The 25,053-nt window shown below is 74.2% G+C and carries 24 protein-coding genes; 9 read left to right on the forward strand and 15 right to left on the reverse strand.

Annotated features, from left to right (window positions below; genetic code table 11):
* Positions 1–82: 82 nt before the first annotated feature.
* The 5 genes from DOO78_RS02765 to DOO78_RS02785 form a co-directional block, all read right to left on the reverse strand.
* Positions 83–598, reverse strand: a complete 516-nt coding sequence (locus DOO78_RS02765; protein WP_111468179.1) for an RNA polymerase sigma factor — start codon at positions 596–598, stop codon at positions 83–85.
* Between the two features lie 174 nt (positions 599–772).
* A complete protein-coding gene (gene lpdA, locus DOO78_RS02770) occupies positions 773–2,161 on the reverse strand; it encodes a dihydrolipoyl dehydrogenase (protein ID WP_111468180.1) in 1,389 nt (462 codons plus the stop codon).
* Between the two features lies 1 nt (position 2,162).
* Positions 2,163–3,491, reverse strand: coding sequence for a dihydrolipoamide acetyltransferase family protein (locus DOO78_RS02775; protein WP_111468181.1), 1,329 nt, complete (start codon positions 3,489–3,491; stop codon positions 2,163–2,165).
* A 1-nt stretch (position 3,492) separates the two neighbouring features.
* Positions 3,493–4,506, reverse strand: a complete 1,014-nt coding sequence (locus DOO78_RS02780; RefSeq protein WP_111468182.1) for an alpha-ketoacid dehydrogenase subunit beta — start codon at positions 4,504–4,506, stop codon at positions 3,493–3,495.
* Position 4,507: 1 nt separating this feature from the next.
* Entirely contained in the window at positions 4,508–5,740 is a 1,233-nt protein-coding gene (locus tag DOO78_RS02785) for a 3-methyl-2-oxobutanoate dehydrogenase (2-methylpropanoyl-transferring) subunit alpha (RefSeq protein WP_111468183.1), read from the reverse strand.
* Positions 5,741–6,012: 272 nt separating this feature from the next.
* Here DOO78_RS02785 and DOO78_RS02790 point away from each other — a divergent pair, with 272 nt between their 5' ends.
* From DOO78_RS02790 to DOO78_RS02800, 3 genes are read left to right on the forward strand one after another with little or no spacing between them, the layout of a single operon-like run.
* Positions 6,013–6,882, forward strand: coding sequence for an FAD binding domain-containing protein (locus tag DOO78_RS02790; RefSeq protein ID WP_207802760.1), 870 nt, complete (start codon positions 6,013–6,015; stop codon positions 6,880–6,882).
* 3 nt (positions 6,883–6,885) lie between these two features.
* Positions 6,886–7,389, forward strand: coding sequence for a (2Fe-2S)-binding protein (locus DOO78_RS02795; protein ID WP_111468184.1), 504 nt, complete (start codon positions 6,886–6,888; stop codon positions 7,387–7,389).
* Positions 7,386–9,635, forward strand: a complete 2,250-nt coding sequence (locus DOO78_RS02800) for a xanthine dehydrogenase family protein molybdopterin-binding subunit (RefSeq protein WP_111468185.1) — start codon at positions 7,386–7,388, stop codon at positions 9,633–9,635. Before DOO78_RS02795 ends, DOO78_RS02800 begins: the two co-directional genes overlap by 4 nt.
* A gap of 68 nt (positions 9,636–9,703) precedes the next feature.
* Here the strand turns inward: DOO78_RS02800 and DOO78_RS02805 are convergent, their stop codons facing one another.
* Entirely contained in the window at positions 9,704–10,138 is a 435-nt protein-coding gene (locus DOO78_RS02805; RefSeq protein ID WP_111468186.1) for an Lrp/AsnC family transcriptional regulator, read from the reverse strand.
* Between the two features lie 160 nt (positions 10,139–10,298).
* Here DOO78_RS02805 and DOO78_RS02810 point away from each other — a divergent pair, with 160 nt between their 5' ends.
* Positions 10,299–11,189, forward strand: coding sequence for a dimethylarginine dimethylaminohydrolase family protein (locus DOO78_RS02810; protein WP_111468187.1), 891 nt, complete (start codon positions 10,299–10,301; stop codon positions 11,187–11,189).
* 58 nt (positions 11,190–11,247) lie between these two features.
* Positions 11,248–12,504 (forward strand): ornithine--oxo-acid transaminase, encoded by a 1,257-nt coding sequence (gene rocD / locus DOO78_RS02815; protein WP_111468188.1) that lies wholly within the window; start codon positions 11,248–11,250, stop codon positions 12,502–12,504.
* Positions 12,505–12,551: 47 nt separating this feature from the next.
* Here rocD and DOO78_RS02820 read toward each other — a convergent pair whose 3' ends face one another.
* A complete protein-coding gene (locus tag DOO78_RS02820; protein WP_111468189.1) occupies positions 12,552–13,298 on the reverse strand; it encodes a siderophore-interacting protein in 747 nt (248 codons plus the stop codon).
* A gap of 187 nt (positions 13,299–13,485) precedes the next feature.
* Between DOO78_RS02820 and DOO78_RS02825 the strand changes: the two genes are divergently transcribed.
* Positions 13,486–14,055 carry a TetR/AcrR family transcriptional regulator gene (locus DOO78_RS02825; protein ID WP_111468246.1) on the forward strand — a complete coding sequence of 190 codons (570 nt, stop codon included), beginning with the start codon at positions 13,486–13,488 and terminating at the stop codon, positions 14,053–14,055.
* A 167-nt stretch (positions 14,056–14,222) separates the two neighbouring features.
* Here the strand turns inward: DOO78_RS02825 and DOO78_RS02830 are convergent, their stop codons facing one another.
* From DOO78_RS02830 to DOO78_RS02855, 6 genes are all read right to left on the reverse strand, one after another.
* The gene (locus tag DOO78_RS02830) at positions 14,223–14,789 is read right to left on the reverse strand and encodes an NADPH-dependent FMN reductase (RefSeq protein WP_111468190.1); all 567 of its coding nucleotides are present in this window, start codon (positions 14,787–14,789) and stop codon (positions 14,223–14,225) included.
* A 50-nt stretch (positions 14,790–14,839) separates the two neighbouring features.
* Positions 14,840–15,880: an SDR family oxidoreductase gene (locus tag DOO78_RS02835; protein ID WP_111468191.1), complete on the reverse strand. Its 1,041-nt coding sequence runs from the start codon at positions 15,878–15,880 to the stop codon at positions 14,840–14,842.
* 102 nt (positions 15,881–15,982) lie between these two features.
* Positions 15,983–17,128, reverse strand: a complete 1,146-nt coding sequence (locus DOO78_RS02840; protein WP_111468192.1) for an FAD-dependent oxidoreductase — start codon at positions 17,126–17,128, stop codon at positions 15,983–15,985.
* On the reverse strand, positions 17,125–18,363 hold the full coding sequence (locus tag DOO78_RS02845; RefSeq protein WP_111468193.1) for an MFS transporter: 1,239 nt from the start codon (positions 18,361–18,363) through the stop codon (positions 17,125–17,127). The genes DOO78_RS02840 and DOO78_RS02845 overlap by 4 nt, the downstream gene beginning before the upstream one ends.
* On the reverse strand, positions 18,360–19,754 hold the full coding sequence (locus DOO78_RS02850) for an MFS transporter (protein ID WP_111468194.1): 1,395 nt from the start codon (positions 19,752–19,754) through the stop codon (positions 18,360–18,362). Before DOO78_RS02850 ends, DOO78_RS02845 begins: the two co-directional genes overlap by 4 nt.
* Before the next feature lie 8 nt (positions 19,755–19,762).
* Positions 19,763–20,653 carry a PRC-barrel domain-containing protein gene (locus DOO78_RS02855; protein WP_111468195.1) on the reverse strand — a complete coding sequence of 297 codons (891 nt, stop codon included), beginning with the start codon at positions 20,651–20,653 and terminating at the stop codon, positions 19,763–19,765.
* A gap of 138 nt (positions 20,654–20,791) precedes the next feature.
* Between DOO78_RS02855 and DOO78_RS02860 the strand changes: the two genes are divergently transcribed.
* Positions 20,792–21,226: a secondary thiamine-phosphate synthase enzyme YjbQ gene (locus DOO78_RS02860; protein WP_111468196.1), complete on the forward strand. Its 435-nt coding sequence runs from the start codon at positions 20,792–20,794 to the stop codon at positions 21,224–21,226.
* A 26-nt stretch (positions 21,227–21,252) separates the two neighbouring features.
* A complete protein-coding gene (locus tag DOO78_RS02865) occupies positions 21,253–22,320 on the forward strand; it encodes an SDR family oxidoreductase (protein WP_111468197.1) in 1,068 nt (355 codons plus the stop codon).
* Positions 22,321–22,515: 195 nt separating this feature from the next.
* Here the strand turns inward: DOO78_RS02865 and DOO78_RS02870 are convergent, their stop codons facing one another.
* A complete protein-coding gene (locus DOO78_RS02870; protein WP_111468198.1) occupies positions 22,516–22,827 on the reverse strand; it encodes a KTSC domain-containing protein in 312 nt (103 codons plus the stop codon).
* 110 nt (positions 22,828–22,937) lie between these two features.
* Complete coding sequence (locus tag DOO78_RS02875; RefSeq protein ID WP_111468199.1) at positions 22,938–23,360, reverse strand: hypothetical protein; 423 nt, start codon at positions 23,358–23,360, stop codon at positions 22,938–22,940.
* Positions 23,361–23,839: 479 nt separating this feature from the next.
* Between DOO78_RS02875 and DOO78_RS02880 the strand changes: the two genes are divergently transcribed.
* Positions 23,840–25,051: a nitrate/nitrite transporter gene (locus tag DOO78_RS02880; protein ID WP_111468200.1), complete on the forward strand. Its 1,212-nt coding sequence runs from the start codon at positions 23,840–23,842 to the stop codon at positions 25,049–25,051.
* Positions 25,052–25,053 lie beyond the last annotated feature (2 nt).

The raw sequence follows: 25,053 nt of genomic DNA on the forward strand, positions 1-25,053 counted from the left end.
CCGGATACTGCAGCCCGAAGGCGATTGTGATGCGAGCCGCCTCATACCGGGAAGACGATCCGGCGCGAAGCCGGCTGCAAATTCAGGGGCGCTTTCTCTCCAGCCACACGGAACAGTGATCCAGCGCCCGCTCGATCTCATAGGCCACGGTGCGGACCGAGATGCCCAGGCGCGCGGCGATCTCCGCATGCGTCAGGCCCTCCAGGCGGGCCGCCGCAAGGATGGCCCGGCGCCGGGCCGGCAGGGCGGCGAGCGCGGCCTGCAGCCGCGCCATCTCGGCCCGGCCCTCCAGCACCGCATCCGGCGCCGGGGCCTCGTCCGGGATGGCGAGCAGGGCGTCGATCTCCAGCGGCTCCAGCTTCCGGCGCGTCTCCCGCCGCGCCTGGTCGGCCGCGACATTGGCCGCGACCTGCAGCAGGAAGGCCTCCGGATCGCGCACATCCGGCAGGGTGGCGACCTGGCCGACGCGCAGCCAGGTGTCCTGCAGGGCCTCCGCGGCACGGGCGGCCGAGCCGAGGCGGCGGCTGAGCCGGGTCAGCAGCGACGCATGGCGCTGGGCCAGGTGCTGGAGGAGCGACAGCCTGTTCTTCTCCTCCAAGCTCCGTCCTCCCGGACCCGATCACCGGCCTGCGCCCGCGCCTGGGCCTGGCCTGGGCCTCGCCCGGCACCACCCTAGCGTTATTGCGAATGATTCGCAAATAGGGCGCAGGGCATCCAGGAGGGGGTGAGAGCAGCCGGCCGCAACCTTCCCCGGACCGGGCGGCGCCGCGGATCAGACGCCGTGCGGCGCCTGGCCCAGCGCCCGCAGCGCCGCCTCCTGCAAGGCCTCGCCGCGGGTCGGATGCGCGTGCACGGTGGCGGCGACATCCTCCAGCCGGGCCCCCATCTCGAGCGCCAGGGCGAAGCCGGCCGCGAGTTCCGAGACGCCCGCCCCGACCGCCTGGATGCCGAGCAGGAGATGCGTGTCGGCGCGCGCCACCACCCGCACGAACCCCTCCTCCTCCGCCTCCGTCAGCGCCCGGCCATTGGCGGAGAAGGGATACTGCCCCACCCGGACCTCCCGCACCGCCCGCCGCGCCTCCGCCGGGGCGAGGCCGACCGAGACGATCTCCGGGCTGGTGAAGCAGATGGCCGGGATCGCCACCGCGTCGAAGGCGCGGCGCTCGCCGGCGACGATCTCGGCGACCATCTGCCCCTGCGCCATGGCGCGATGCGCCAGCATGGGCCCGGGCGTGATGTCGCCCACCGCCCAGACATTGCGCATCGAGGTGGCGCAGCGGGCATCGATGCGGAGGAAGGCGCCGTCCATCGTCAGGTCGAGCCCCTCCAGCCCGAAGCCCTGCGTCCGGGGACGGCGCCCGACCGCGACGAGCACCCGGTCGGCGGGCACCGCCTGCTCGCCGCCATCCCCGGTGGCGACGCGCAGCGCCGTGCCGTCCGGGGTGAGGCCGCGCGCCTCGGCGCCGGTCAGCAGCGCCATGCCGAGCCGGTCCATGGCGCGCTGCACCGGCCGGGTGAGCTCGGCATCCCAGCCGGGCAGGATGCGCTCGCCCGCCTCCACCATCGTCACGCGCACGCCGAGCCGGGCGAAGGCCATGCCGAGCTCGAGGCCGATATAGCCGGCGCCGACCACGACCAGCCGCTCCGGCAGCGCGGCCAGGGAGAGCGCCTCGGTCGAGGAGAGGACGCGGCCGCCGAAGGGCAGGGCGGGCAGCTCCACCGGCGCCGAGCCGGTGGCCAGCAGCACGTGCTCGGCGCGGATGGTCTGCGGCCCGGTATCGGTCTCGACCCGGCAGGTCTTGCCGTCGAGCATGCGGCCGCGCCCCTGCAGGCTGCGCACGCCGGCGCCCTTCAGCAGGGTGGCGACGCCGGCATTCAGCCGGCCGACGATGCCGTCCTTCCAGGCCATGGTCTCGGCCAGGTCGAGGCTCGGCGCGCCGAGGCGCAGGCCGAAGGGCGAGGGCTTCGTTGCCGCGGCGTATTCCGCCGCGACATGGATCAGCGCCTTCGACGGGATGCAGCCGATGTTGAGGCAGGTGCCGCCGAGGCTGCCCTGCTCCACCAGGATGGTGTCCAGGCCGAGCTGGCCGGCGCGCACGGCCGCGGTGTAGCCGCCCGGGCCGCCGCCAAGGACGAGGAGCTTCGCGGTCAGGTCGCCCATCTCAGCCCCCGATGAAGATGCGCGCGGGCATCTCGAGCAGCCCCTTGATGCGCTGGATGAAGACCGCCGCGTCATAGCCGTCGACGACGCGGTGATCGAAGGAGGAGGAGAGGTTCATCATCCGGCGCGGCACCACGGCGCCGTCGATCCACATCGGCCGCACCGCCATGCGGTTGACGCCGATGATCGCCACCTCCGGCCGGTTCACCACCGGGGTGCTGACGATGCCGCCCAGCGCGCCGAGGCTGGTGATGGTGATGGTCGAGCCGCTCAGCTCCTCGCGCCCGGCGAGGCCGGTGCGCGCCGCATCGGCCAGGCGCTTCACCTCCGCCGCGCAGTCCCAGAGGTCGCGCGCCTCGGCATGCCGCAGCACCGGCACGACCAGGCCGCCCGGCGTCTGGGTGGCGATGCCGACATGCACGCCGCCATGCCGCCGGATCACCTCCGCCTCGTCGTCGTAATGCGCGTTCATCTGCGGGAATTCGGCGAGGGCGCGGACCAGGGCCTGGATCAGGAAGGGCAGCAGGGTGAGCTTCGGCCGCTCCCCGGCCTCGGCATTGAGCGCCGCCCGCAGCGCCTCCAGCGCCGTCAGGTCGATCTCCTCGACATAGGAGAAATGCGCGACGCGGCGCTTCGCCTCGGCCATCCGCTCGGCGATGCGGCGGCGCAGGCCGGTGACGCGGATCTCCTCGATGCGGGTATCGGCGGCGCGGCCGGCGGGCGCCGGGCCAGGGCCGCCCTCGCGAAGCCAGGCCTCGATATCCTCGTGCAGGATGCGCCCGGCCGGGCCACTGCCGCGGAGCTGGCGCAGGTCGATGCCGGCCTCCCGCGCCCGCTGCCGCACGGCCGGCGAGGCGATGGGCCGCTCGCCCGGTTGCCGCGGCGGGCCGGCGGGGCGCGCCGCGGGGGCCGGCCGGCGCGGCAGCGCCGCGGCGGGGCGTGGCTCGGGCGCGGCGGGGCGCGGCGGTGCGGGATCCAGTGGTGCGGGATTGGCCGGCGCGCCCTCGGGCGGTGTCGCGGCGGGCGCCGCCTTGGGCTGCGGCTCGGCTGGCGCCTTGCGCGGCGCCGGGGCGGCGCTGTCCGGCGCGCCCGGCACCTCGATCCGCAGCAGCTCGCCGCCGACCGCGAGCCGGCTGCCGACCTCGCCGCCGAGGGCGATGACGGTGCCGCCGACCGGCGAGGGGATCTCGACCGTCGCCTTGTCGGTCATCACCTCGGCGAGCGGCTGCTCCTCCCGCACCACGTCGCCGACCTTGACGTGCCAGCCGACCAGCTCGGCCTCGGCCACGCCCTCGCCGATATCCGGCATCTTGACCACGCGCGTGCCCATCTCAGTCCTCCAGCACGGCGCGGAGCGCCCGGCCGACGCGGTCCGGGCCCGGGAAGTAGTCCCATTCCTGGGCGTGCGGATAGGGCGTGTCCCAGCCGGTGACGCGCAGGATCGGCGCCTCCAGGTGGTGGAAGCAGCGCTCCTGCACCTGCGCCGAGAGCTCGGCGCCGAAGCCGGAGGTGCGCGTCGCCTCGTGCAGGATGACGCAGCGGCCGGTCTTCATCACCGAGCGCTCGATTGCCTCGACATCGAGCGGCACCAGGCTGCGCAGGTCGATGATCTCGGCATCCACGCCCGTCTCCTCCGCCGCCGCCTCGGCCACATGCACCATGGTGCCGTAGGCGAGCACCGTCACCGCCGCGCCCTCCCGCCGCACCGCCGCCTGGCCGAGCGGGATGCTGTAGTGCCCGTCCGGCGTCTCGCCGAGCGGGTGGCGCGCCCAGGGCACGATGGGCTGGTCGTGATGGCCGTTGAAGGGGCCGTTGTAGACCCGCTTCGGCTCGAGGAAGATGACCGGGTCGTCATCCTCGATCGCCGCGATCAGCAGACCCTTGGCGTCGTGCGGGTTGGAGGGGATGACGGTCTTCAGCCCGGCGACATGGGTGAAGAGCGCCTCCGGGCTCTGGCTGTGGGTCTGGCCGCCGAAGATGCCGCCGCCGCAGGGCATGCGCACCACCATCGGCGCGGTGAACTCGCCGGCCGAGCGGTAGCGCAGCCGCGCCGCCTCGGAGACGATCTGGTCGTAGCCGGGATACATGTAGTCGGCGAACTGGATCTCGGCGACCGGGCGCAGCCCGTAGGCGCCCATGCCGACGGCGACGCCGATGATCCCGGTCTCCGAGATCGGCGCGTCGAAGCAGCGCGAGGCGCCGTATTTCCGCTGCAGCCCCTCGGTGCAGCGGAAGACGCCGCCGAAATAGCCGACATCCTCGCCGAAGACGACGACGCGGGGATCGCGCGCCATCATCACGTCGAGCGCGTCGCGGATGGCCTCCACCATGGTGCGGCGCGGCATCCTAGACCCCCGCTTCCTGGCGCTGCTCCCGCAGGTGCCGCGGCATCTCCTTGTAGACTCCTTCGAACATGGCGGCGCTGCTCGGCTTCGGGCCGTCATGCAGGGTGCCGTAGCCCTCCGCCTCGCGCGCCGCCGCCAGCACCTCGTCCTCGATCTCGGCGCGGAGCTGGGTCTGCCGCTCCTCGCTCCAGGCGCCGAGGGCGATGAGGTGGTTCTTCAGCCGCTCGATCGGGTCGCCGAGCGGCCAGGCGTCGGATTCCTCCTTCGGCCGGTAGCGCGAGGGGTCGTCCGAGGTGGAGTGCGCCCCGGCGCGGTAGGTCACCCATTCGATCAGCGTGGCGCCGAGGTTGCGCCGCGCCCGCTCCGCCGCCCAGGAGGAGGCGGCATGCACCGCGAGGAAGTCGTTGCCGTCCACCCGCAGCGAGGGGATGCCGTAGCCATGCGCCCGGGCGGCGAAGGTCGCGCTCTCGCCGCCGGCGATGCCCTGGAAGGCCGAGATGGCCCACTGGTTGTTCACCACGTTCAGGATCACCGGCGGCCGGTAGACCGAGGCGAAGACCAGCGCGGCGTGGAAGTCGCTCTCGGCCGTCGAGCCCTCGCCGACCCAGGCGGCGGCGATGCGGGTGTCGCCGCTGATCGCCGAGGCCATGGCCCAGCCCACAGCCTGGACGAATTGCGTGGTGAGGTTGCCCGAGACGGAGAAGAAGCCGGCCTCCTTCGCCGAGTAGAGCACCGGCAGCTGCCGCCCCATCAGCCGGTCCCGCTCGTTGGAGAAGACCTGGCACATCATGTCGACCAGCGGCCAGTCCTGGGCGATCAGCAGCCCCTGCTGGCGATAGGTCGGGAAGTTCATGTCGCCCTTCTCGAGCGCCGTCTGGAAGCCGCAGGCCACCGCCTCCTCGCCGGTCGAGGGCATGTAGAAGGAGGTCTTGCCCTGGCGCTGCGCCATCATCATCCGGGCGTCGAAGGCGCGGGTCTTCAGCATGGCGCGCAGCCCGGCCTTCATCGCCTCGACGCCGAGCCCCGGATCCCAGGGGCCGACCGCCTCGCCCTCGCGGTTGAGGACGCGGATGATGGAATAGGCGAGGTCGTGGATCTCATGCGCCGGCACATCGACCGGCGGGCGGCGGACGGCGCCGGCCCGGGGGATGCTCAGATACTGGAAGTCCGGCCGGCCGCCGGGCCGGACCGCCGGCTCCGGCACGTGCAGCGACAGGGGTATCCGCTCGGCCATGGCGCGCTCCCACTCAGCGGCCGGGAGGGCCGCCGGGCGGCACGATGGGCCAGCCTGCCGCCTCCTGGCCAGACGGGCGAGCCTATCGCAGCGGATCGAGTCGCCGCCCGTCATTCCGGCACCGCGCCGGACCCTGTCGGCCGGACGTCCGACCAAGGGGGCTTTGCCCACCCGGCCGGCCGGCGTAGCCTGCCGTTACGATCCCTGGTCCCGCCCGGCGCCGCGCTGCGCCGCGGGCGTGGGACGCCATGGAAACGATCACGGAAGCAGGCATGACGGACATACGATACCTGGCGCCAGGCACGCTGGACGAGGCGGTCGGCGCCTATGCCGCCGCGGCGGGGGCAGCCCGCATCCTGGCCGGCGGCACCGACCTTCTCGTGCAGATGCGCGCCGGCGTCGTACGGCCCGGCCTCATCGTCGACATCAAGAAGATCGCCGAGATGACCACGATCGAGGAGACGCCGGAGGGCGGCTTCCGGATCGGCGCCGCGGTCTCCGGCGCCCGGCTCGCCGAGCATCCCCGCTTCGGCAAGGTCTGGCCCGGCGTGCTGGAGGGCATCAACCTCATCGGCTCGAAGCAGGTGCAGGGCCGCGCCTCGCCGGGCGGCAACCTCTGCAACGCCTCCCCGGCCGGGGACAGCGTGCCGGCGATGATCGCCGCCGGCGCGGTGGTGACCATCCAGGGCCCGAACGGGCGGCGGCAGATGCCGGTCGAGGCGGTGCCGGCCGGGCCGGGGCGGACCAACCTGGCCCCGGGCGAGATCCTCGTCAGCTTCACCCTGCCGCCGCAGCCGGCGGGCACGGGCGATGCCTATCTGCGCATGATCCCGCGCACCGAGATGGACATCGCCGTGGTCGGCTGCGGCGCCTGCATCACCCTGGAGGACGGCGTGGTGACGCAAGCCCGGATCGGCCTCGGCGCCGTCGCGCCGACGCCGCTGCTGGTCGGGCCCGCCGCGGCCGCGCTGATCGGCAGCCGGCTGGAGGAGGCGGCGCTGGCGGCGGCGGCGGCGGCCTGCAGCGCCGCCTGCCGTCCCATCGACGACAAGCGCGGCACCATCGCCTATCGCACCAAGGTGGCGGGCGTGCTGCTCCGGCGCTGCGTCGCCATCGCCGCCGACCGCGCCGGGAGGGCCTGAGCCATGGCGAAGATCCACGTCACCACCACCGTCAACGGCGAGCCGGTCGAGTTCCTCTGCGAGCCGCAGCAGAGCATGCTCGACGTGCTGCGCGGCCCGCTCGGCCTCACCGGCAGCAAGGAGGGCTGCGGCTCCGGCGATTGCGGCGCCTGCAGCATCACGCTGGATGGCCGCCTCATCTGCTCCTGCCTGATGCTGGCGGTGGAGGCCGAGGGGCATGAGATCGGCACCATCGAGGGCATGGCGAGCGGCGACGGGCTGCACCCGCTGCAGCAGAAATTCCTCGAGATGGCGGCGCTGCAATGCGGCATCTGCACGCCCGGCGTGCTGATCGCCGCCCGGGCGCTGCTCGAGAAGAATCCCGACCCGACCGAGACCGAGGTGCGCTTCGGCCTCGCCGGCAACCTCTGCCGCTGCACCGGCTACGACAAGATCGTCCGCGCGGTGCTGGAGACGGCGGCGGAGATGCGCGGGGCGAAAGCGGAGATGCCGGAGGCCGTGCGATGAACGACATGACCAACAAGTGGATCGGCCAGCGCACGATCCGCCCCGACGGCGCCGAGAAGGTCACCGGCCGCGCCGCCTATGCCGCCGACACCACCATGCCCGGCATGATCTGGGGCAAGGTGCTGCGCAGTCCGCACGCGCATGCCGTCATCCGCTCGATCGACACCGCGAAGGCCGAGGCGCTGCCGGGCGTGAAGGCGGTGGTGACGCGGGCCGACATCGTCGACTTCCCGCTCGACAAGCCGGTCATGCTCGGCATCCAGGACATGCGCTGGATGAGCCGCAACGTCATGGCGCGGGAGAAGGCGCTGTTCCACGGCCACCCGGTGGCGGCCGTCGCCGCGACCAGCGAGAGCATCGCCGCCGAGGCGCTGCGGCTGATCGAGGTGGAGTACGAGGTGCTGCCGCATGTCATCGAGATCGATGACGCGCTGCGGCCGGACGCGCCGATCCTGCACGACTTCCTCCGCTTCGAGGGCAAGCCCTCGAACATCGCCGGCAAGCTGGAGCATAAGCTGGGCAACATCGAGGCCGGCTTCGCCGAGGCCGATGTCGTCATCGAGCGCAGCTTCACCACCCGCCCGGTGCATCAGGGCTATATCGAGCCGCATGCCTGCCTGGTCAGCGTCGCGGCCGACGGCAAGACCACCATCTGGTCCTCCTCCCAGGGCCAGTTCATGGTCCGCGCCATGACCGCGCTGCTGACGGGCCTCCCGCAGAGCGACATCCGGGCCATCCCGGCCGAGATCGGCGGCGGCTTCGGCGGCAAGACCATCATCTATCTCGAGCCGCTGGCGACGCTCCTCTCGAAGAAGTCCGGCCGGCCGGTGAAGATGGTGATGTCGCGCGAGGAGGTGATGCGCGCCTCCGGCCCGACCTCCGGCTCGAAGAGCACGGTGAAGATCGGCGCGACCAGGGATGGCCGCCTGGTCGCGGCGCAGGGCACCTTCTGGCTGCAGGCGGGCGCGCTGCCCGGCTCGCCGATCCGCGGCGCCGCCGGCTGCGGCTTCGCGCCCTACACCATCCCGAACGTGGTGGCGACCGGCTTCGACGTGGTCAGCAACCGCTCCAAGGTCGCGGCCTACCGCGCCCCCGGCGCGCCGATCGGCGCCTATGCGGTGGAATGCGTGATCGACGAGGTCGCCGAGGCGCTGGGCATGGACCCGCTGGAGCTGCGGCTGAAGAACGCCGCGCGCCAGGGCACCAAGGCGGCGCATGGCCCGGTCTATCCCCGCATCGGCTTCATGGAGACGATCGAGGCGGCGCAGGCGCATCCGCATTACAACACGCCGCTCGGCGAGGCGCCGGCGGGCCGGCTGCGCGGCCGCGGCGTCGCCAGCGGCTTCTGGTTCAATGCCGGCGGCGAGAGCAGCGCCCAGGTCAACATCACCGAGGACGGCAACGTCGTCGTCACCACCGGCCATCCGGATATCGGCGGCTCCCGCGCCTCCATCGCCAACATCACCGCCGAGCTGCTCGGCATCGACTACAAGCGCGTCTCGGTGCTGATCGGAGACACGGCGACGATCGGCTACAGCAACCTGACCGGCGGCAGCCGCGTGCTCTTCGCCTCGGCCATGGTGGTGACGCAGTCGGCCGAGAAGGTCATCACCAGCCTGAAGGAGCGGGCGGCGAAGATCTGGAAGATCGACCCCGAGGCGGTGGCCTGGGAGAATGGCGAGGCGCGGCCGGTCAGCGAGAATGCCGGCCGCTTCCCGCCGCTGAGCCTGGCCGAGCTCGCCGCGCGGGCGACCGAGACGGGCGGGCCGATCGGCGCCGGCGTGCAGCTCAACACCACCGGCGCGGAGGGCGGCTTCGCCACCCATCTCTGCGATGTCGAGGTGGATGTCGATCTCGGGATCGTCCGGGTGCTGCGCTACACCTCCTTCCAGGATGTCGGCCGCGCCGTGCATCCGAGCTACGTGGAAGGCCAGATGCAGGGCGGCGCGGCGCAGGGCATCGGCTGGGCGCTGAACGAGGAGTACATCTACGACCGGCAGGGCCGGGTGGAGAATGCCGGCTTCCTCGACTACCGCATGCCGGTCTGCTCGGACCTGCCGATGCTGGATGCGGTGATGATCGAGGTGCCCAACCCGAAGCATCCGCAGGGCGTGCGCGGCGTCGGCGAGGTGCCGCTGGTGCCGCCCCTCGCCGCGGTGGCGAACGCCGTCCACGACGCGCTCGGCAAGCGCTTCTACGCCCTGCCGATGTCGCCGCCGCGGGTGCTGGAGCGCCTGGAAGGCTGACCCGTCCCCCAGGACGCCCGATTGCGGCGTCCTGGGGAGGCCGCGACGCGGTTTCGTGGGGAGTTCTCCTAGCCCTTCTGGGTCGAGAGCAGGATGCTGGTCTCGGTGTTGGCCACGCCCTCCAGCATCCGGATGCGGTTGAGCGCCCCGTCCAGCGCCTCCAGCCCCTCCGCGCCGAGCTCGGCGATCACGTCCCAGCGGCCATTCGTCATGTGCAGCGCCCGCACCTCCGGGAAGCCGCGCATCGCCCGCAGCACGCCCGCCGTGCTGCGGCCGCGGATCTCGATGGCGGTGATGGCCCGCACCCCGGCGCCCGCCCGCTCCGCCTCGGCGCCGAGCCGCAGCGTGAAGCCCTGGATCGCGCCGCCCCGCAGCAGCCGGGCGATGCGGTTCTGCACCGTGCCGCGGGAGACGCCGAGCATCGCCGCCAGGCTGGAGGCCGGGCGCCGCGCGTCGTCGCGCAGCAGGGCGATCAACCGTCGGTCGGTGTCGTCGAGCTCCATGCGCCCCCTTGGCGATCTGTCCGTCCGGATTGGCAGTTTGCCCGATTCGAGGCGCCGGATTGCCAATTGTCGAGCGGAAGGCTGGCGCTCCCGCTTGCCAGGATAGGCGCGAAACGGCCCGCCTCGGACCCCGCTTCCGACCCCTGGGCCAGGAGAGCGCATGGCCCCGACGATCCTCATGACCGACCCAGCGCATTTCGAGGTCGATTATGTCATCAACCCCTGGATGCGGCCGGAGGATTGGCACCGCGATGTGGAGGCGAACCGCGCCGCCGCCCGCGCCGCCTGGTCCGGGCTGGCCGAGGCGCTGCGCGCCGCCGGCGCCAGGCTCGAGGTGCTGCCGGGCGCCCCCGACCTGCCGGACATGGTCTTCCCCGCCAATGCCGCCGTGGTGCTCGACCGCCGGGCGCTGCTGGCCCGCTTCGCCTGCGTGGAGCGCCGGCCGGAGGAGGCGCGGTTCCGCGCCGGCTTCCGTGGCCTGCAGGCGCGCGGCCTGATCGACGAGGTCGCCGAGCTGCCGGAGGGGCTGTACCAGGAGGGCGCCGGCGACTGCCTCTGGGATGCCGGGCGCGGGCAGTTCTGGGCCGGTCACGGCCAGCGCTCGCTGCGGGGCGCCATCCCGCATCTCGCGGATTTCTTCGGCCAGCCCATCGTGCCGCTCGAGCTGGTCTCGCCGCGCTTCTACCACCTCGATGTCTGCTTCTGCCCGCTGCCGGGCGGCGAGGTGCTGCATTACCCCGGCGCCTTCGCCCCCGCCTCCCTGGCCGAGATCCACGACCGCATCCCGGTGGCGCAGCGCATCGAGGCAACGGCGGAGGAAGCCGGCCTGCTCTGCCTCAACGCCGTCGCGCTCGGCCGCACGGTGGTGATGGCGCGCACCTCGCCGCGGCTGCGGGCGATCCTCGCCGAGCGCGGCTACCGGGTGGTCGAGCTCGACCTCGCCCCCTTCATCCTCTCGGGCGGCGCCGCCTTCTGCATGACGCTGCGGCTCGACCGCAGCACGGCCGCGGCGGTGGCGCCGCAGGCGCTCGCCGCCGTTCCGGCGGGCTGATCTTCCCGCCCCGCCGCCTCGCGGCAGGGCAGCCGGCTGCAAGCACAGGACACGCACCATGCCCGACACCCTGCCGCTCCTCCTGGCCACGCCCGGCTTTTCCGGCGGCTGCGACCATGCGGCGATCGAGGACCGGCTCGGCGCCCGCAACTACAAGCCCCTCGACGTCGTCCTCGCCCGCGGCGAGGGCGTCTGGGTGTGGGATGTCGAGGGCCGGCGCTACCTCGACTGCCTGGCGGGCTATTCCGCGGTCAACCAGGGGCATTGCCACCCCCGCATCCGCGCCGCCATGGTCGCGCAGGCCGGCCGGCTGACGCTGACCTCCCGCGCCTTCCGCAATGATCAGTTCGCGCCCTATCTCGAGACGCTGTGCGGCCTTACCGGCTTCGGCAAGGCCCTGCCGGTCAACAGCGGCGCCGAGGCGGTGGAGAGCGCGGTGAAGCTCGCCCGCCGCCATGCCTACGACGTCAAGGGCGTGCCCGAGGGCGAGGCCGAGATCATCGTCGCCGCCCGCAACTTCCATGGCCGCACCACCACCGTGGTCAGCTTCAGCACCGACCCGACGGCGCGCACCGGCTTCGGGCCCTTCACGCCGGGCTTCCGGATCGTCCCCTTCGGCGATGCCGCGGCGCTGGAGGCCGCGATCACTCCCCGCACCGCCGCCGTGCTGCTGGAGCCGATCCAGGGCGAGGCGGGGGTCGTCATCCCGCCCGAGGGCTATCTGCGGGCGGTGCGGGCGGCCTGCGACCGGCATCGCGTGCTGCTGATCCTGGACGAGGTGCAGACCGGCCTCGGCCGCACCGGCCGGATGCTGGCGGCCGAGCATGAGGGCGTCCGGCCGGACCTGCTGCTGCTGGGCAAGGCGCTCTCCGGCGGCTTCTACCCGGTCTCGGCGGTGCTCGGCGAGGCGGCGGTGATGGATGTCATCGGGCCCGGCGAGCATGGCTCGACCTTCGGCGGCAACCCGCTGGCCTGCGCGGTGGCGCGCGAGGCGCTCCGCGTCCTCGTCGAGGAGGACATGGTGGGGAATGCCGCCCGCATGGGGGAGAGGCTGCTGGCCGGGCTGCGGGGGATCGGCGGCTGCCTGCGCGAGGTCCGCGGCCGCGGCCTGATGCTGGCGGCCGGGATCGACCCCGCCGCCGGCACCGCCCGCGCCTATTGCGAGGCGCTGCGCGAGGCCGGCCTGCTCTGCAAGGACACCCACGACAACACCATCCGCATCTCGCCGCCCCTGGTCATCACCGCGGCGGAGGTGGACTGGGCGCTGGAGGGGTTCGCGCGGGTGTTCCAGGGGCCGCCGCCCGGCAGGCGCTGAGCCGGGCCGCCGGGGGAGAGGGGGAGCGGCGCCGCTCCCCCATCCGGTCAGGCCTCCAGCTTCTCGCTGGCATCCGCCTGGCCCTGCACCCAGTAGCCGGCCGCCTTCAGCCAGGGGGCGGGATGGCGCATCACCTCCAGCACGTGCCGCCGCAGGGCGCGGGCCACGCCGGCCTCGGCCGCGATCCAGATGAAGCCCTCGCCCGCGGGCGGGACGAAGGTTTCCAGCGCCGCCAGCAGCGGCGCCGGATCGGCCGCCTGCGCCGGCGGGCGGTGCACCCAGACCGCCTGGTGCGCCGCCGCCGTCTCGAAGCGCTGCTCCTCCTCCGGCCCGGTCACCGCGACGAGGCTGGTGACCGGGGTGCCCGCCGGCAATTCCTCGATCCGCCGGCCGATCGCGGGCAGGGCGGTCTCGTCGCCGACGAGCAGCCACCAGTCGAAATCATGCGGCACCACCGCCGAGCCGCGCGGGCCGCCGATCTGCGCCGCGTCGCCGGGCTTGGCGCCGCGCGCCCAGGCGGTCACCGGGCCGGCCTCGTGCAGGGCGAAATCCACCACCAGCTCGCCCGCCGCGGCATCGAAGCGGCGCGGCGTGTAGTCGCGCCGCTCGGTCTGGCCGGCCTCGCCCGGCGCGAAGACCTTGATGTGGTCATCGGGGGAGAGGCTGGTGAAGCCGGCGAGCGCCTCGCCCGCGAGGGTCAGCCGCAGCATGCGCGGCGTGACGTGTTCGGTGCGGCGGACGGTGAGGTCGCGCCAGTGCAGCGCGTGCCGGATGCGGGTGATGGCGTGTTTCATGGCAGCTCCTTGCGGCGGCGTCCGGGCCAGGGCGTTCCGGCTGGCTTGGGCGCGGCGCGAGGCCTCCCGGCTGGCAGGTTCGGCATCGGCAGCATGGATACCGATTGGTATTTAGATACCGTATGGTATGTGGAAATGCAAGGGCGCGGGCGGTGCCGGCCGCGCGGAAGGGGATGCGGACAGGACCATGGCACGCTTGAGCAGGGCGAAGAGCCAGGCGCTGACGCGCGAGCGGCTGCTCGCCGCCGCATCCGAGCTCTTCGCCAGGGAGGGCTACGCGACCACCTCGGTCGACCGCATCGCCGCCGCGGCGGGCTACAGCAAGGGAGCGGTCTACTCGAATTTCGAGGGCAAGGAGGCGATCTTCCTCGCGGTCCTCGAGAGGCAGGGGCAGGAGGCGCTGGATGCCCTGCTGGCCGGCATCGCCGCCGCGCCGGATGCGGCCGGCGCCATCGAGCTGCTGGCGGCCTGGGCCGATGCGCGCTCCGGCAGCGGCACCTGGTCCCTCACCATCCTCGAGCATGCGCGCCTCGCCGCCCCCGGCGCGCCCTCGCTCCGCCGGCAGGAGGCGATCATCCGCGACCACTGGCGGCAACTCGGCGAGGGGTTGCGGCGCCGCTTTCCCGGTCTGGCCGGGGAGGGCGAGACGCTCGGCGCCCTGCTGCACGAGATTGCCTATGCGCCGGCCCTGACCTTCATCGCCCGGCCGCGGCCCGGCGATCTCGTGCGCCTGGCGATGGCGCGGCTGCTGGCCTGACCGGCGGGCCCAGAGCATCGCGTTTCCAGGGCAGATCCCGATCAGGTGATACGAACGGTCGTTGATGGTGACCCATCAACGACCCCTCAAACGCCGGGCGCCGCGCGCTCGGCATGGATGAAGCATGCATGCCGTTGGTTATGGGTCTGCCCGATCGGGCGCCGCGCTCAGCGGCGCAGCCGCAGGGTCCAGTCCCGCAGCGCCACCAGCAGCGACTGCACGAACTCGCGCGTCTTCTCGTCGGTCAGCCGTCCCTCGGCATCGAAGCGGCTCGTCGCCTGGCCGATCATCACCTCCGGCCGGTTCAGCACCAGGGCGTTGAGGAAGACGAAGCTCTGGCGCAGGTGGTACTGCGCCCGCGCCGTGCCGATCGCACCCGGGCTCGCCCCCATGATGCCGACCGGCTTGCCCTCGAAGGGCTGTTCGGGGGGGCGGGAGGCCCAGTCGATGGCGTTCTTCAGCACGCCGGGGACCGAGTAGTTGTATTCCGGCGTGGCGATCAGCACCGCATCCGCGGCCCGGATGCCGTCGCGCAGCGCCTGCACCGGTGGCGGATAGCCGTCATGGCGCAGATCGTCGTCATAGGGCGGGATCTCGCGCAGGCCCTCGAAGATCGTGAGCTCCAGGCCGGGCGGCGCCAGCTCGCGGGCCGCGCGCAGGGCGGCGGCGTTCAGCGAGCCGCGCCGCAGGCTGCCGCAGAGGCCGAGGACCTTCACGGGGGACGGGGATGCCATCGCGTATTCCCTTCTCTGGCTACGGGTGGGGGAGGGGCAGGCCGCCCGGGTCAGCGCGCCGGCGGCCCGTGCCGCTGCTGGCCGGGCGTGGTGAGGCCCTGCCAGGCCAGGGGCAGCAACAGGCCGAGCGCCAGCCCGGCCGCGGCGCGCAGCCAGTCCGGATCGACCGCCATGGCCCGGTCGCGCGCCCTGGCGTCGAAGCGCCCATGCGCGCCCTGGTCGCCCGGCCAGGGCGTCATCAGGTTGTCCGGCCGGCCGGGCGGCTCGGGCTCCTGCGTCATCTGGCCGTCATAGCCCTGGCGGGCGAGGAGGCGGTCCACCAACCCCGGCGCCAGCATGGTGCCGAGGATGGCCTTCACCGTCGCGCCGCCGACCCAGAGCTCGCGCGGCGCCGTCAGCGCGGCCTGGACGATCCGCTCCGCCACCGGCTCCGGCTGGTGGATCGGCGGCACCGGCTGCGCCCGGCGCGGCATGTGGCTGCGCGCCCAGTCGAATTGCGGCGTGTTCACCGCCGGTAGCTGCACCATGGTGAGGCGGATCCGGCTGCCCTCGTGCTGCAACTCGGACCGCAGGGAATCGGTGAAGCCGCGGATGGCGAATTTCGCCGCGCAATAGGCGGATTGCAGCGGAATCGCCCGGTAGGCGAGGGCGGAGCCGACCTGGACGATGGTGCCGGCGTTGCGCGGGCGCATGTGCCGCAGCGCCGCCAGCGTGCCGTGCACATAGCCGAGATAGGTCACCTCCGTGACCCGGCGGTACTCCTCCGGCCTGGTGTCGTGCACCGGCGCGAAGGTGGTCGCCATGGCCGCGTTCACCCAGGTGCCGATGCCGCCGAAGACCTCCGCGGCGCGATCCGCGGCGGCGAGGATGCCGGCGGCGTCGGCGGTGTCGGCGGGCAGGGCGATGGCCCGCACGCCGGCGGCCTCGGCCTCGCGCCGCGCCGCCTCCAGCCCCTCGGTGCCGCGGGCGATCAGGGCGAGGTCGAAGCCGCGCCGCGCGAAGGCGCGCGCCGTCGCGCGCCCGACCCCGGCCGAGGCGCCGGTGATGACGACCGCACCGGGGGCGGCGCGCCTGGGGGTGATGGATGCCATGGCCGGGACCTCTGCCTCATCGGGCGCGAACACCCGGCGCGACCCTGTGGTTGCCCCGGGTGGATGCCCGGGGTGGTTGCCGGGTGGGCGCTGGCGGGCCGGCTATCCGGCCCGGCGGGCCGGCGGCGCCGCGAGGCGCGCCATCCAGCGTCCGTCCAGCCATTGCTTCAGCCGCCAGAGCCAGCGCCCCTCGAGGGCGAGGCGGCCGCGCAGCGCGATCGCGGCGCCGTCCGCCGTGCCGATCAGCGCCAGGGCCCGGCGTTGCGGGCGGATGGCGCGCGGCGCCGCGCCGCTCGCCACCCGCCGGAGATTGGCCAGCAGCGGCGCGCCCTGGCGGACCGCGAAGACGCCGGCCTTCGGCCGCGGATGCGGCAGCACCGCCGCGACGTCGCCCGCCGCGAACACCTCCGGATGCGAGATCGAGCGCAGCGTCGCGTCCACCGCGACGAAGCCCGCCGGATCGAGGGCGAGGCCGCTGCCGGCGAGCCAGGCGGGCGCCGCCGCGCCGGTCGCCCAGAGCGCCAGGTCGATGCGCAGGCTCCGCCCATCGGCGAGGCGCAGCCCCTCCGGCCCGCTGCCGACGACCTTGGCCCCGTCGATCACCGCGATGCCGCGCGCCGCCAGCGCCCGGGCGACCAGCCGGCGCCCCCAGGGGCCGGTGGCGGGCAGCAGCGCCGGCCCGGGCAGCAGCCAGAGTGCCGCCGCGCGACCCTCCTGCGCGAGGCGGCGGCGCAACGCGAAGGCCAGCTCGACGCCCGCCGCGCCGCCGCCGATGACGGCGATCCGCGCCGGGCCCGGCGGCAGGCCGTCCAGCGCCGCCGCCAGGCGGGCCGGGACGTCGCCGATCGGCCGCACCGGCAGCAGCCGGCCCTCGCCCGGCGGCAAGGGGCGCGCGACCGAGCCGGTATCGAGGGAGAGCAGGTCGTAGGGGAACCGCGCGCCGCTGGCGCAGAGGAGGTGCCGCGCCGCCGCGTCGAGCGCCGTGGCCCGGTCGTGCCGCAGCGCGACGCCGGCCGCATCGGCGAGGCGGCCGAGATCGATGCGGCAGGCGGCGGGCGGGCAGAGGCCGGCGAGGAGGGCCGGCAGCCGGCCGGAATAGAGCGGCGCCGTCTCGGCCGCGACCAGGGTGATGCGCAGCCGCGGCTCGGGCCGGCGGGCGAGGCCGTGCAGCAGGCCGAGATGCGCATGCCCGCCGCCGACCAGCAGCAGGCGTCGCCCCGCCGCGGCCGCGGGGGCGGCCGAGCTCATCGCGCCCGGTCCGCGCCGCCGAGGCCGCGGCAGAGCGGCATGGCGAGGGCACAGAGCGCCGCCATCGCCCAGAAGCCGCCGATCCCAAGCCAATCATGCAGCGGGCCGGAGGCGAACAGCAGCAGCGTGGTGGCGAGGCCGCTGCCGAGCGAGGCGAGCAGCGACTGCGCGGTCGCCGCCAGCCGGTCCGGCACCGTCTGCGCCAGGATCGCCATGGCCGCCAGGTGCTGCGCCGCGAAGGTCAGCCCGTGCAGCAGCTGGGCGAGCGCGATTGCCGGCACCGGCCCGTCGAGCGCCATGACCGACCAGCGCAGCACCCCCGCCAGGGCGGTGAGGGCGCAGAGCCCGCCGGGGCCGAGCCGGGCGAGGAGCGGCCGGCCGAACAGGAAGAACACCGCCACCTCGGCGACGACGGAGAGCGACCACAGGCCGCTGACCGCGACGGGGCCGAGGCCGGCCGCCTGCCACTCGAGCACCGCATAGCCGGCATAGAAGGCATGGCTGCCCTGGATGAGGCCGGAGACCAGCAGCAGGCGCCGGAAGGAGGGCAGCCGCAGCGTCGCGGCGATGGCCTGGCGGCCCGGCCCGGCGAGGCCCAGCCGGGCGGGGGGCGGGCCGGCCTCGGCGGGCGTCTCGGCCGGGCGCGGCAGGCGCAGCGCGGCGAGGCCGGCGAGGCCGAAGAGCAGGGCATTCAGCCAGAGCACGACCACCGGCGTGCCGGCCACCTCGGCCGCCTTGCCGGCGCCGAGGCTGGCGAGGATGAAGGCGGCGGCGCCGGCGCCCCGCACCGGGCCGTAGTGCAGGCGCGGCCGCCCCGCCTCGTGGCGGGCCGCTTCCCGCACCGCCAGCGCGTCGGGCAGCGGCCCCACCGGCGCCGTCGTCAGCGCATGCGCGATGCCGACGACCAGCAGGGGCACGAAGCCCCAGGCGAAGGCATAGCCGAGCACGCTGAGCGCGGCGCCGAGCAGCGCCGCGGCGAGCAAGGCCCGCGGCGCGCCGAGCCGGTCGGCCAGCGCGCCGGCGAGCGGCATGGTGACCAGCCGCAGCCCGGCCCCGATCGCGAGCAGCAGCGCCACCTCGGAGGGGGCGGCGCCACGGGCGACGAGCACCGCCGGCAGCAGCGGGCTGAGGACGCCCCAGCCGAGGAACAGCAGGACGAAGAGCCACAGGTAGCGCGGCAGCGCCGCGATCGGCCGGGCGGCGGCCTGGCCGCGCAGCGGGCGCAGGCGCGTCATGCCTCGCCGCCCGGACCCCGTCCCCCGCCCGGCCCCGGATCAGGACCTGAATCGGGACCCGGTTGGGCCGCCTCGCCGGGCCGGGATGCGGCCTCCGGCATGCGGCGCGGGCGCGCGGGCGAGGCGCTCGCCACCGGGGCGGGATCGGGCCCGGCGGCTGCCGTGCCGGCGCGCGGCGTCGCCGCTTCCGGCGCCTCCTCCTCCTCGGTGGGGCGCGTCTCCGGCATGGCGAACAGGGCCAGCGCGAAGGCGAGCAGCCCCGCCCCGGCCAGGGCGCCGAAGGCGAGGCCGGTGCCGTATTGCGCCGCCAGCGCCCCGGCGATGGTGGTGCTCGCCGTGGCGCCGATGCCGCTGGCCAGGCCGAACAGCCCCATGCCGGTGTTGAACAGCCGGGTGCCCCGCGTCAGGTCGGCGGCGAGCAGCGGCAGCAGGATGCCGAAGGCCGTCGCGCTGATGCCGTCCAGCGCCTGCACCAGCACCAGGGCGAAGGGGTGTTCGATCAGCGCCAGCAGCAGCCCGCGCAGCGGCAGGGCGCCGAGGCCGAGCAGCAGCAGCAGGCGGCGGCCGCGTCGTGCCGCCAGCCGGCCGAACCAGGGCGAGATCAGCGCCACCACGAGCTGCGGCACGACGATGCAGGCGGCGATGATGAGGTTGGCCATCCTGCCGGCCCGGGCCGTCGCCTCGGTGCCGGCCAGCGGCAGCATGGCGGCGTTGGAGAGGGCGAAGAGGGCGCAGCAGGCCGAGAAGATCAGCACGCCGCGATTGGTCAGCAGGCCGCGCAGCCCCTGCCAGCCGGATTGGCTGGCGGCGTGCCGCATCGCCGTCTCCCGCGGCGCCAGATCGGCGGCGCGGATGCGGCTGAGCGCCAGCATCGCCGGCAGGGTGAAGAGGGCGGTGAGCCAGAACACCGCGGCGCCGGAGACATAGGTGCCGACCAGCCCCATCAGCCCGGCGGTGATGCCGTTGCCGATGGCGCGGTAGCGCGAATTGCGGCCCAGCCGCTCGCCGAGCGCGGCCTGGCCGACCAGCGCCAGGCTGATGGCGGCGACGGCCGGGTTGAGCAGGCAGCTGGCGAAGCCGTGCAGCACCTCGGCGCCGAGCACGGGCAGGGTCTCGGGCCAGGCGGCGAAGGTCAGGGCGCTGAGGGCGAGGGAGAGCAGCGCGGCGAAGGCGACGAGGCGCTTGCGCGGCGTGGCGTCGACCAGGGCCCCGGCCGGCACCTGGCTCAGCATGGCGGTCAGGGTGCCGACGCTGAGCGCGAGGCCGATCTCGAACTCGGTCCATTCCTGGGAGGTGAGATAGACCGCGACGAAGGGGCCGAAGCCCGTCTGGACCTCGGCGAGGAAGAAATTCAGCCAGTCCAGCGCGCGGGCGCTGCGCCTGCCCTGCATGCGCGCGCCTATTTCGGCGCGGCGGGAGCGGGTGGCGCCCCAGACGCTGGATCGGGGGGCGCTGGATTGGGGGGCGCTGGATCCGGGGGCGCCGGATTGGGGGGCGTCGGCGCGGAGGGCGCCGGCGCGGCCGGGGGCGCGCCAGGCGGCGAAGCCGGGGGGGACGCCGTGGGCGCCACCGGCGGTGGCTCACTGGTCGGCGCCGCGGCGCCTGGCGTGGCTGGCGGCGCGGCCGGCGCGGCCTGCGGGTCGGCGGGCGCGGCGGGGCCGGCCGGCGGCGGCTCGGAGGCGGCGGGCGGCGCGCCCGGGGCGGGGTGGGGCGCGGGATCGGCCGGCTGCGGCGCGGCGGAGGAGGCGGGGGCGGCGCCGGCGGGCTGGCCGACCGCGTCCTGCGGCGGCGTGGCGACGATCACCGGGCCATCCGGCTTGTAATCGGGGAAGTTCTTGAGCTGGTCGCGGTCGAGGGTGAGGGTGATCGTGTTCTGGCCATTCGCGGTGGAGAAGGTCAGCGCCCGCCAGGCCACGGCGATGCGCCGCTTGCCGACGCCGAGGAAGCCGCCGAAGTCGAGGATGACGGCGCGCGGCTCGCCCGACGGATCGATCACGACATTGACGATCTGCGCGACGGTCTCGCCATCGGTGCCCTTCACCTCCCGCCCGAGCAGCCGCAGCACCGAGCCCTTCTCGATCCGCTCCGGCTGGGCGGGCGGCGGCGCGGGCTTCTCGGCGGCCGGCTTGTCCTGCGCCTGGGCGGTGGTGGCCCAGCCCAGCAGACAGCCCAGCAGGCAGCACAGGACGAGGCGATGGCTCGTCTCGGCATGGCCTGGCCGGGTTGGGCGGGGGCGCGGCAGGGCCGTGTGCCATGGCCATGGCGGCAGCCCTGTCTCTGCGGCGTGCATCTGGTCCTCCGGGACGGGTGGCGAAGATCCGGCCTCGCCAGCATGGCAGGCGATGCCCCATCCTGCCAAAGCCCGAGGCGCGGCCTGCCGTCGCGCCGGCGCGAATCGGGGCGCCGGGCCGGCGGCGCGGAGGGGGGCATGGAGCAGCGGCTGCACCGGATCGTCGTCGCCACCGGCGGCCGCGGCCTCGTCGACATCAGCCGCGAGGTCTGCGGCTGGTGCGCGGCCCAGGGCATCGATACCGGGCTGCTGACCCTCTGGTGCCGGCATACCTCGGCCTCCCTGCTGGTGCAGGAGAACGCCTCGCCCGAGATGCGGATCGATCTCGAGGCCTTCCTGGCCCGGCTCGTGCCGGATGGCGACGCGGCGCGCTACCGGCATGCCGATGAGGGGCCGGACGACATGCCGGCGCATATCCGGGCGGCGCTGACCCAGACCCAGCTCTCCATCCCGGTGCAGGAGGGGCGGCCGGTGCTGGGCACCTGGCAGGGGATCTATCTCTACGAGCACCGCACGCGCCCGCACCGGCGCGAGCTGGTGCTGCACCTGCTCGGCAGCGCCCGGGCAGGGTGACGGCTGCAACGCGGGGAGGAGGCGGCATGGACAACACGCAGGGGCTGCTGGTCGTCGGCGCGACCGGCGCGGCGGCGACGCGGCTGCTGGAGCGGGCGCGGGCGCGGCCCGGCTTCGCCGTGACCGGCCTGTCGCGGCGCCGGCCGGCGGGGGCGGAGGATTGGCTCGCGGCCGACCTGACCGATGCCGCGGCGCTGCGCCAGGCCCTCTCCGGCCGGCCGGAGATCACCGCGATCGTCTATGCCTCGCGCGCGCCGCATGCCGAGACCGGGGTGGAGGACGTGCCAGCGAACCTCGCCATGCTGCGCAACCTGCTGGATGCGGCCGAGGCGGCGCTGCCGCGCTTCCGGCACATCCACCTCATCCAGGGCGGCAAGTGGTACGGGATGCATCTCGGGCCGTTCCGCACCCCGGCGCGCGAGGACGACCCGCGGCACATGCCGCCGAATTTCTACTACGACCAGCAGGACCTGGTGGCGGCGCGCCAAGCGGCGCAGCCCGCCGGCCGCGGCTGGAGCTGGAGCGCGAGCCGGCCGAATTTCGTGCTCGATGTCGCGCCCGGCCGGGCCCGCAACATGGTCTCGACCCTCGGCGCCTATGCCGCGATCTGCCGCGAACTGGGCGTGCCCTTCGATTTCCCCGGCCGGCCCGGTGCCTGGACCGCGCTGCTCGAGGTGACGGACGCGACGCTGCTGGCCGAAGGCGTGCTGTGGATGCTCGGCGAGCCGCGCACCGCCAACCGCGCCTTCAACCTGGTGAACGGCGACAGCTTCCGCTGGTGCGATGTCTGGCCGGCCCTGGCCGCGTGGTTCGGCGTGCCGGCCGGCCGGCCGCGGCCGCTGCCGATGGCCCGCTGGATGGCCGACAAAACCCCCGTCTGGGAGCGGATCCGGGCGCGGCACGACCTGGCGCTGCCGCTGGACGCGGTGGCGAGCTGGGACTTCGCCGATTTCTTCCTCGGCCTCGACCACGACGTGATGCTGTCGATGACCGCGGCGCGCGAGGCGGGCTTCACGGGGTTCGTCGATAGCTGGCGCATGTTCGCCACGCAGATCGAGGGCTACCGCGCCGCGCGCATCCTGCCGCCGCGCTGAGCCGGGCCGCCCTGCCTGGCTGTGGTCCCGGGGCCACAGCCGGCGCGCCATCCGGGCCCAGGTGAACAAAGGCAGAAGGTTCCTGCCATCCCAGCCCAGGCCACCGCTGGGCCCGGTTGTCCGCCAGATATCCACCGGGATGTCCACGATGCTGGGGATAACTCCGCGCTTGACGCCGGGGCGCCCCGGCCGGGCTCAGCCGGGCGGGGCGGCCTGTCCCCGCGGCGCCGCCGGCGCGGCGAAGCGCGGCTGGATCTCCGTCCGCACATACCGGTCCACATGCGGCGCGCGGACGACCTCGCGGAAGATGCTCAGCGGAACCGAGGCGTAGTCGAGCTGCCGGCCATCGCGCCGGCCGAGCCGGAGCGTTCCCTCGGCCGGCGGCTCGCCGCACCAGCGGGCGAAGGCATAGGTCGGCGAGACCAGGGTGGAGGTGCTGCAGGTCTCGGCCAGGGCCGAGGCCAGGGGGGCGATCAGGAGGGCGAGGGCAAGGGGAAGTGGGCGCATGCGAGGCATCCGATGGGGTTGGCGGCGGGAGGGAGCGACGCCCGCCCGGGCGGGCGCCGAGGCGCCGACGCGGATCGCGGCAGGGTGCGCCCGGGAACTCGGATCGGGACTCAGAAGGTGAGGCGTTGGGTCTTCAGGTCGCGCGACAGCGCCTGCAGCGCCTCGTGCACCTCGAGCAGCGAGCGGCGCAGGATCGCCGCCTCGCGCTGCGCCGCCTCCGCCGCCAGTTGCGGCGGCGCGACGGTGAGCCGCTGGATGGAGACCGAACCGGCTTCCAGCGGCACCCAGAGATGCCAATAGGGGCGCCCGTCGCCGGTGCCGTGCGGCGCCCAGAGGGCCGGGTCCTCGAGGCCGGCGAGCATGCCGGCCAGGCTGTCCGGCGAGAGATCGGCCCGTCCCGCGAGCACGAGCGGGATCAGCGCCTCCCGCACCCCGTCGAGGCCGGCGACGACGCTGGCCATGGCCTGGGTGCCGTTGGCGATCACCACGAACCAGGCCGCGCCCTCCGCGCTGCTGTCGGTCGCCTCGCCCAAAGCCGCTCTCCTGCTCCACCGGATTGCTTCGATGGCGCAGGCGGCCGGGCCGGCAAAGAGGTGATGCGGCTTCGATCCGATCGCCCGCGGCAAGAGGGGGACACCGGGAGGAAGGCCATCGCTGTCCGGGCGCCGCGCCGCCTGACGGCGCAGGGAATGTGCCGGAAGAGAACGAGATGATGTCGATCTAAAAACGGTCCTGTGAACTGCGGGATGGATGGAGCGGGTTTCGTCGCGCGCGGCCTTCTTCCTAGGATGGATATTCGCTGACCCGGCAAGCGGCCTTCGCCGCATTGCCCGTGGTCCCGGCGGAAGGGTTCGGAGGGCGGCGCGGCTGGAACCGCGCCGGCGAGGCCGGGTCCTCGGGGAAGGCAACACGGTTCCACGGCGGCGCGGAGCGTCGCTGCGGAAGGCCCGGTGCGTCCGGGTCGGGCAGGGCGAGCCGCGCGGCAAACGGGCGCGCGGAGTTGCTTGGCCGTATGGTGTCACGGGATTTCCTGAAGGCGGGGCATCCGCCGACCCTCTTCGCCGCCTTCTTCTATTTCGACATGAGCTTCATGGTGTGGGTGATGCTGGGGCCGCTCGGCGTCCAGATCGCCCGCGACCTGTCGCTGAACCCGGCGCAGCGCGGCCTGATGGTCGCCGTGCCCCTGCTCTCCGGCGCGCTGCTGCGGGTGGTGAACGGCGTGCTGGTCGATCGCATCGGCCCGCTGCGCACCGGCATGATCGGCCAAGTCATCGTCATCCTCGGCCTGCTGCTCGCCTGGTGGTTCGGCGTGCACAGCTTCGCGCAGATCCTGCTGCTCGGCGTCGTCCTCGGCGTCGCCGACGCCTCCTTCGCCGTCGCCCTGCCGCTCGCCTCGCGCTGGTATCCGCCGGAGATGCAGGGCATCGCCCTCGGCATCGCCGGCGCCGGCAATTCCGGCGTCGTCTTCGCCGCGCTCTTCGCGCCCGCCCTCGCCGCCGCCTATGGCTGGACGAATGTCCTCGGCCTGGCCGCCATCCCGCTGCTCATCGCCTTCGCCACCTACCTGCTGCTGGCGCGCGAGAGTCCGGACCGGCCGCCGGCGAAATCCTTCGCCGAGTACATGGCGGTGTTCCGCCTCAGCGATGCCTGGTGGTTCATGTTCTTCTACGCCGTCACCTTCGGCGGCTTCTCCGGCCTCGCCTCCTCCCTGCCCATCTACTTCCACGACCAGTACGGGCTGGACCCGAAGACCGCCGGCTTCTTCGCCGCCGCCTGCGTCTTCGCCGGCTCGCTGGTGCGGCCGGTCGGCGGCACGCTGGCCGACCGCATCGGCGGCATCCGCGCCCTCTCCGTCATGTATGCGACGGCGGCCGTCGCCATCGGCATCGTCAGCTTCGGCCTGCCGCAGGCCTGGATGGCGCTGACGGTCTTCATCATCGGCATGCTCGCCTTCGGCATGGGCAATGGCGCGGTCTTCCAGCTCGTGCCGCAGCGCTTCCGCGCCGAGATCGGCGTCATGACCGGCCTCGTCGGCATGACCGGCGGCATCGGCGGCTTCTACCTCGCCTCCTCGCTCGGCTATTCCAAGCAGGTCACCGGCAGCTACCAGGCGGGGCTGCTGGTCTTCGCGCTGCTCGCGGCGGTGGCGCTGATCGGGCTCACCGGCATCAAGACGCGCTGGCGCACCACCTGGGGCGCCGCCACCGGGCTGGGGCGGATCTGAGC

The sequence above is a fragment of the Roseicella frigidaeris genome (assembly GCF_003258945.1).
Taxonomy (GTDB): domain Bacteria; phylum Pseudomonadota; class Alphaproteobacteria; order Acetobacterales; family Acetobacteraceae; genus Paracraurococcus; species Paracraurococcus frigidaeris.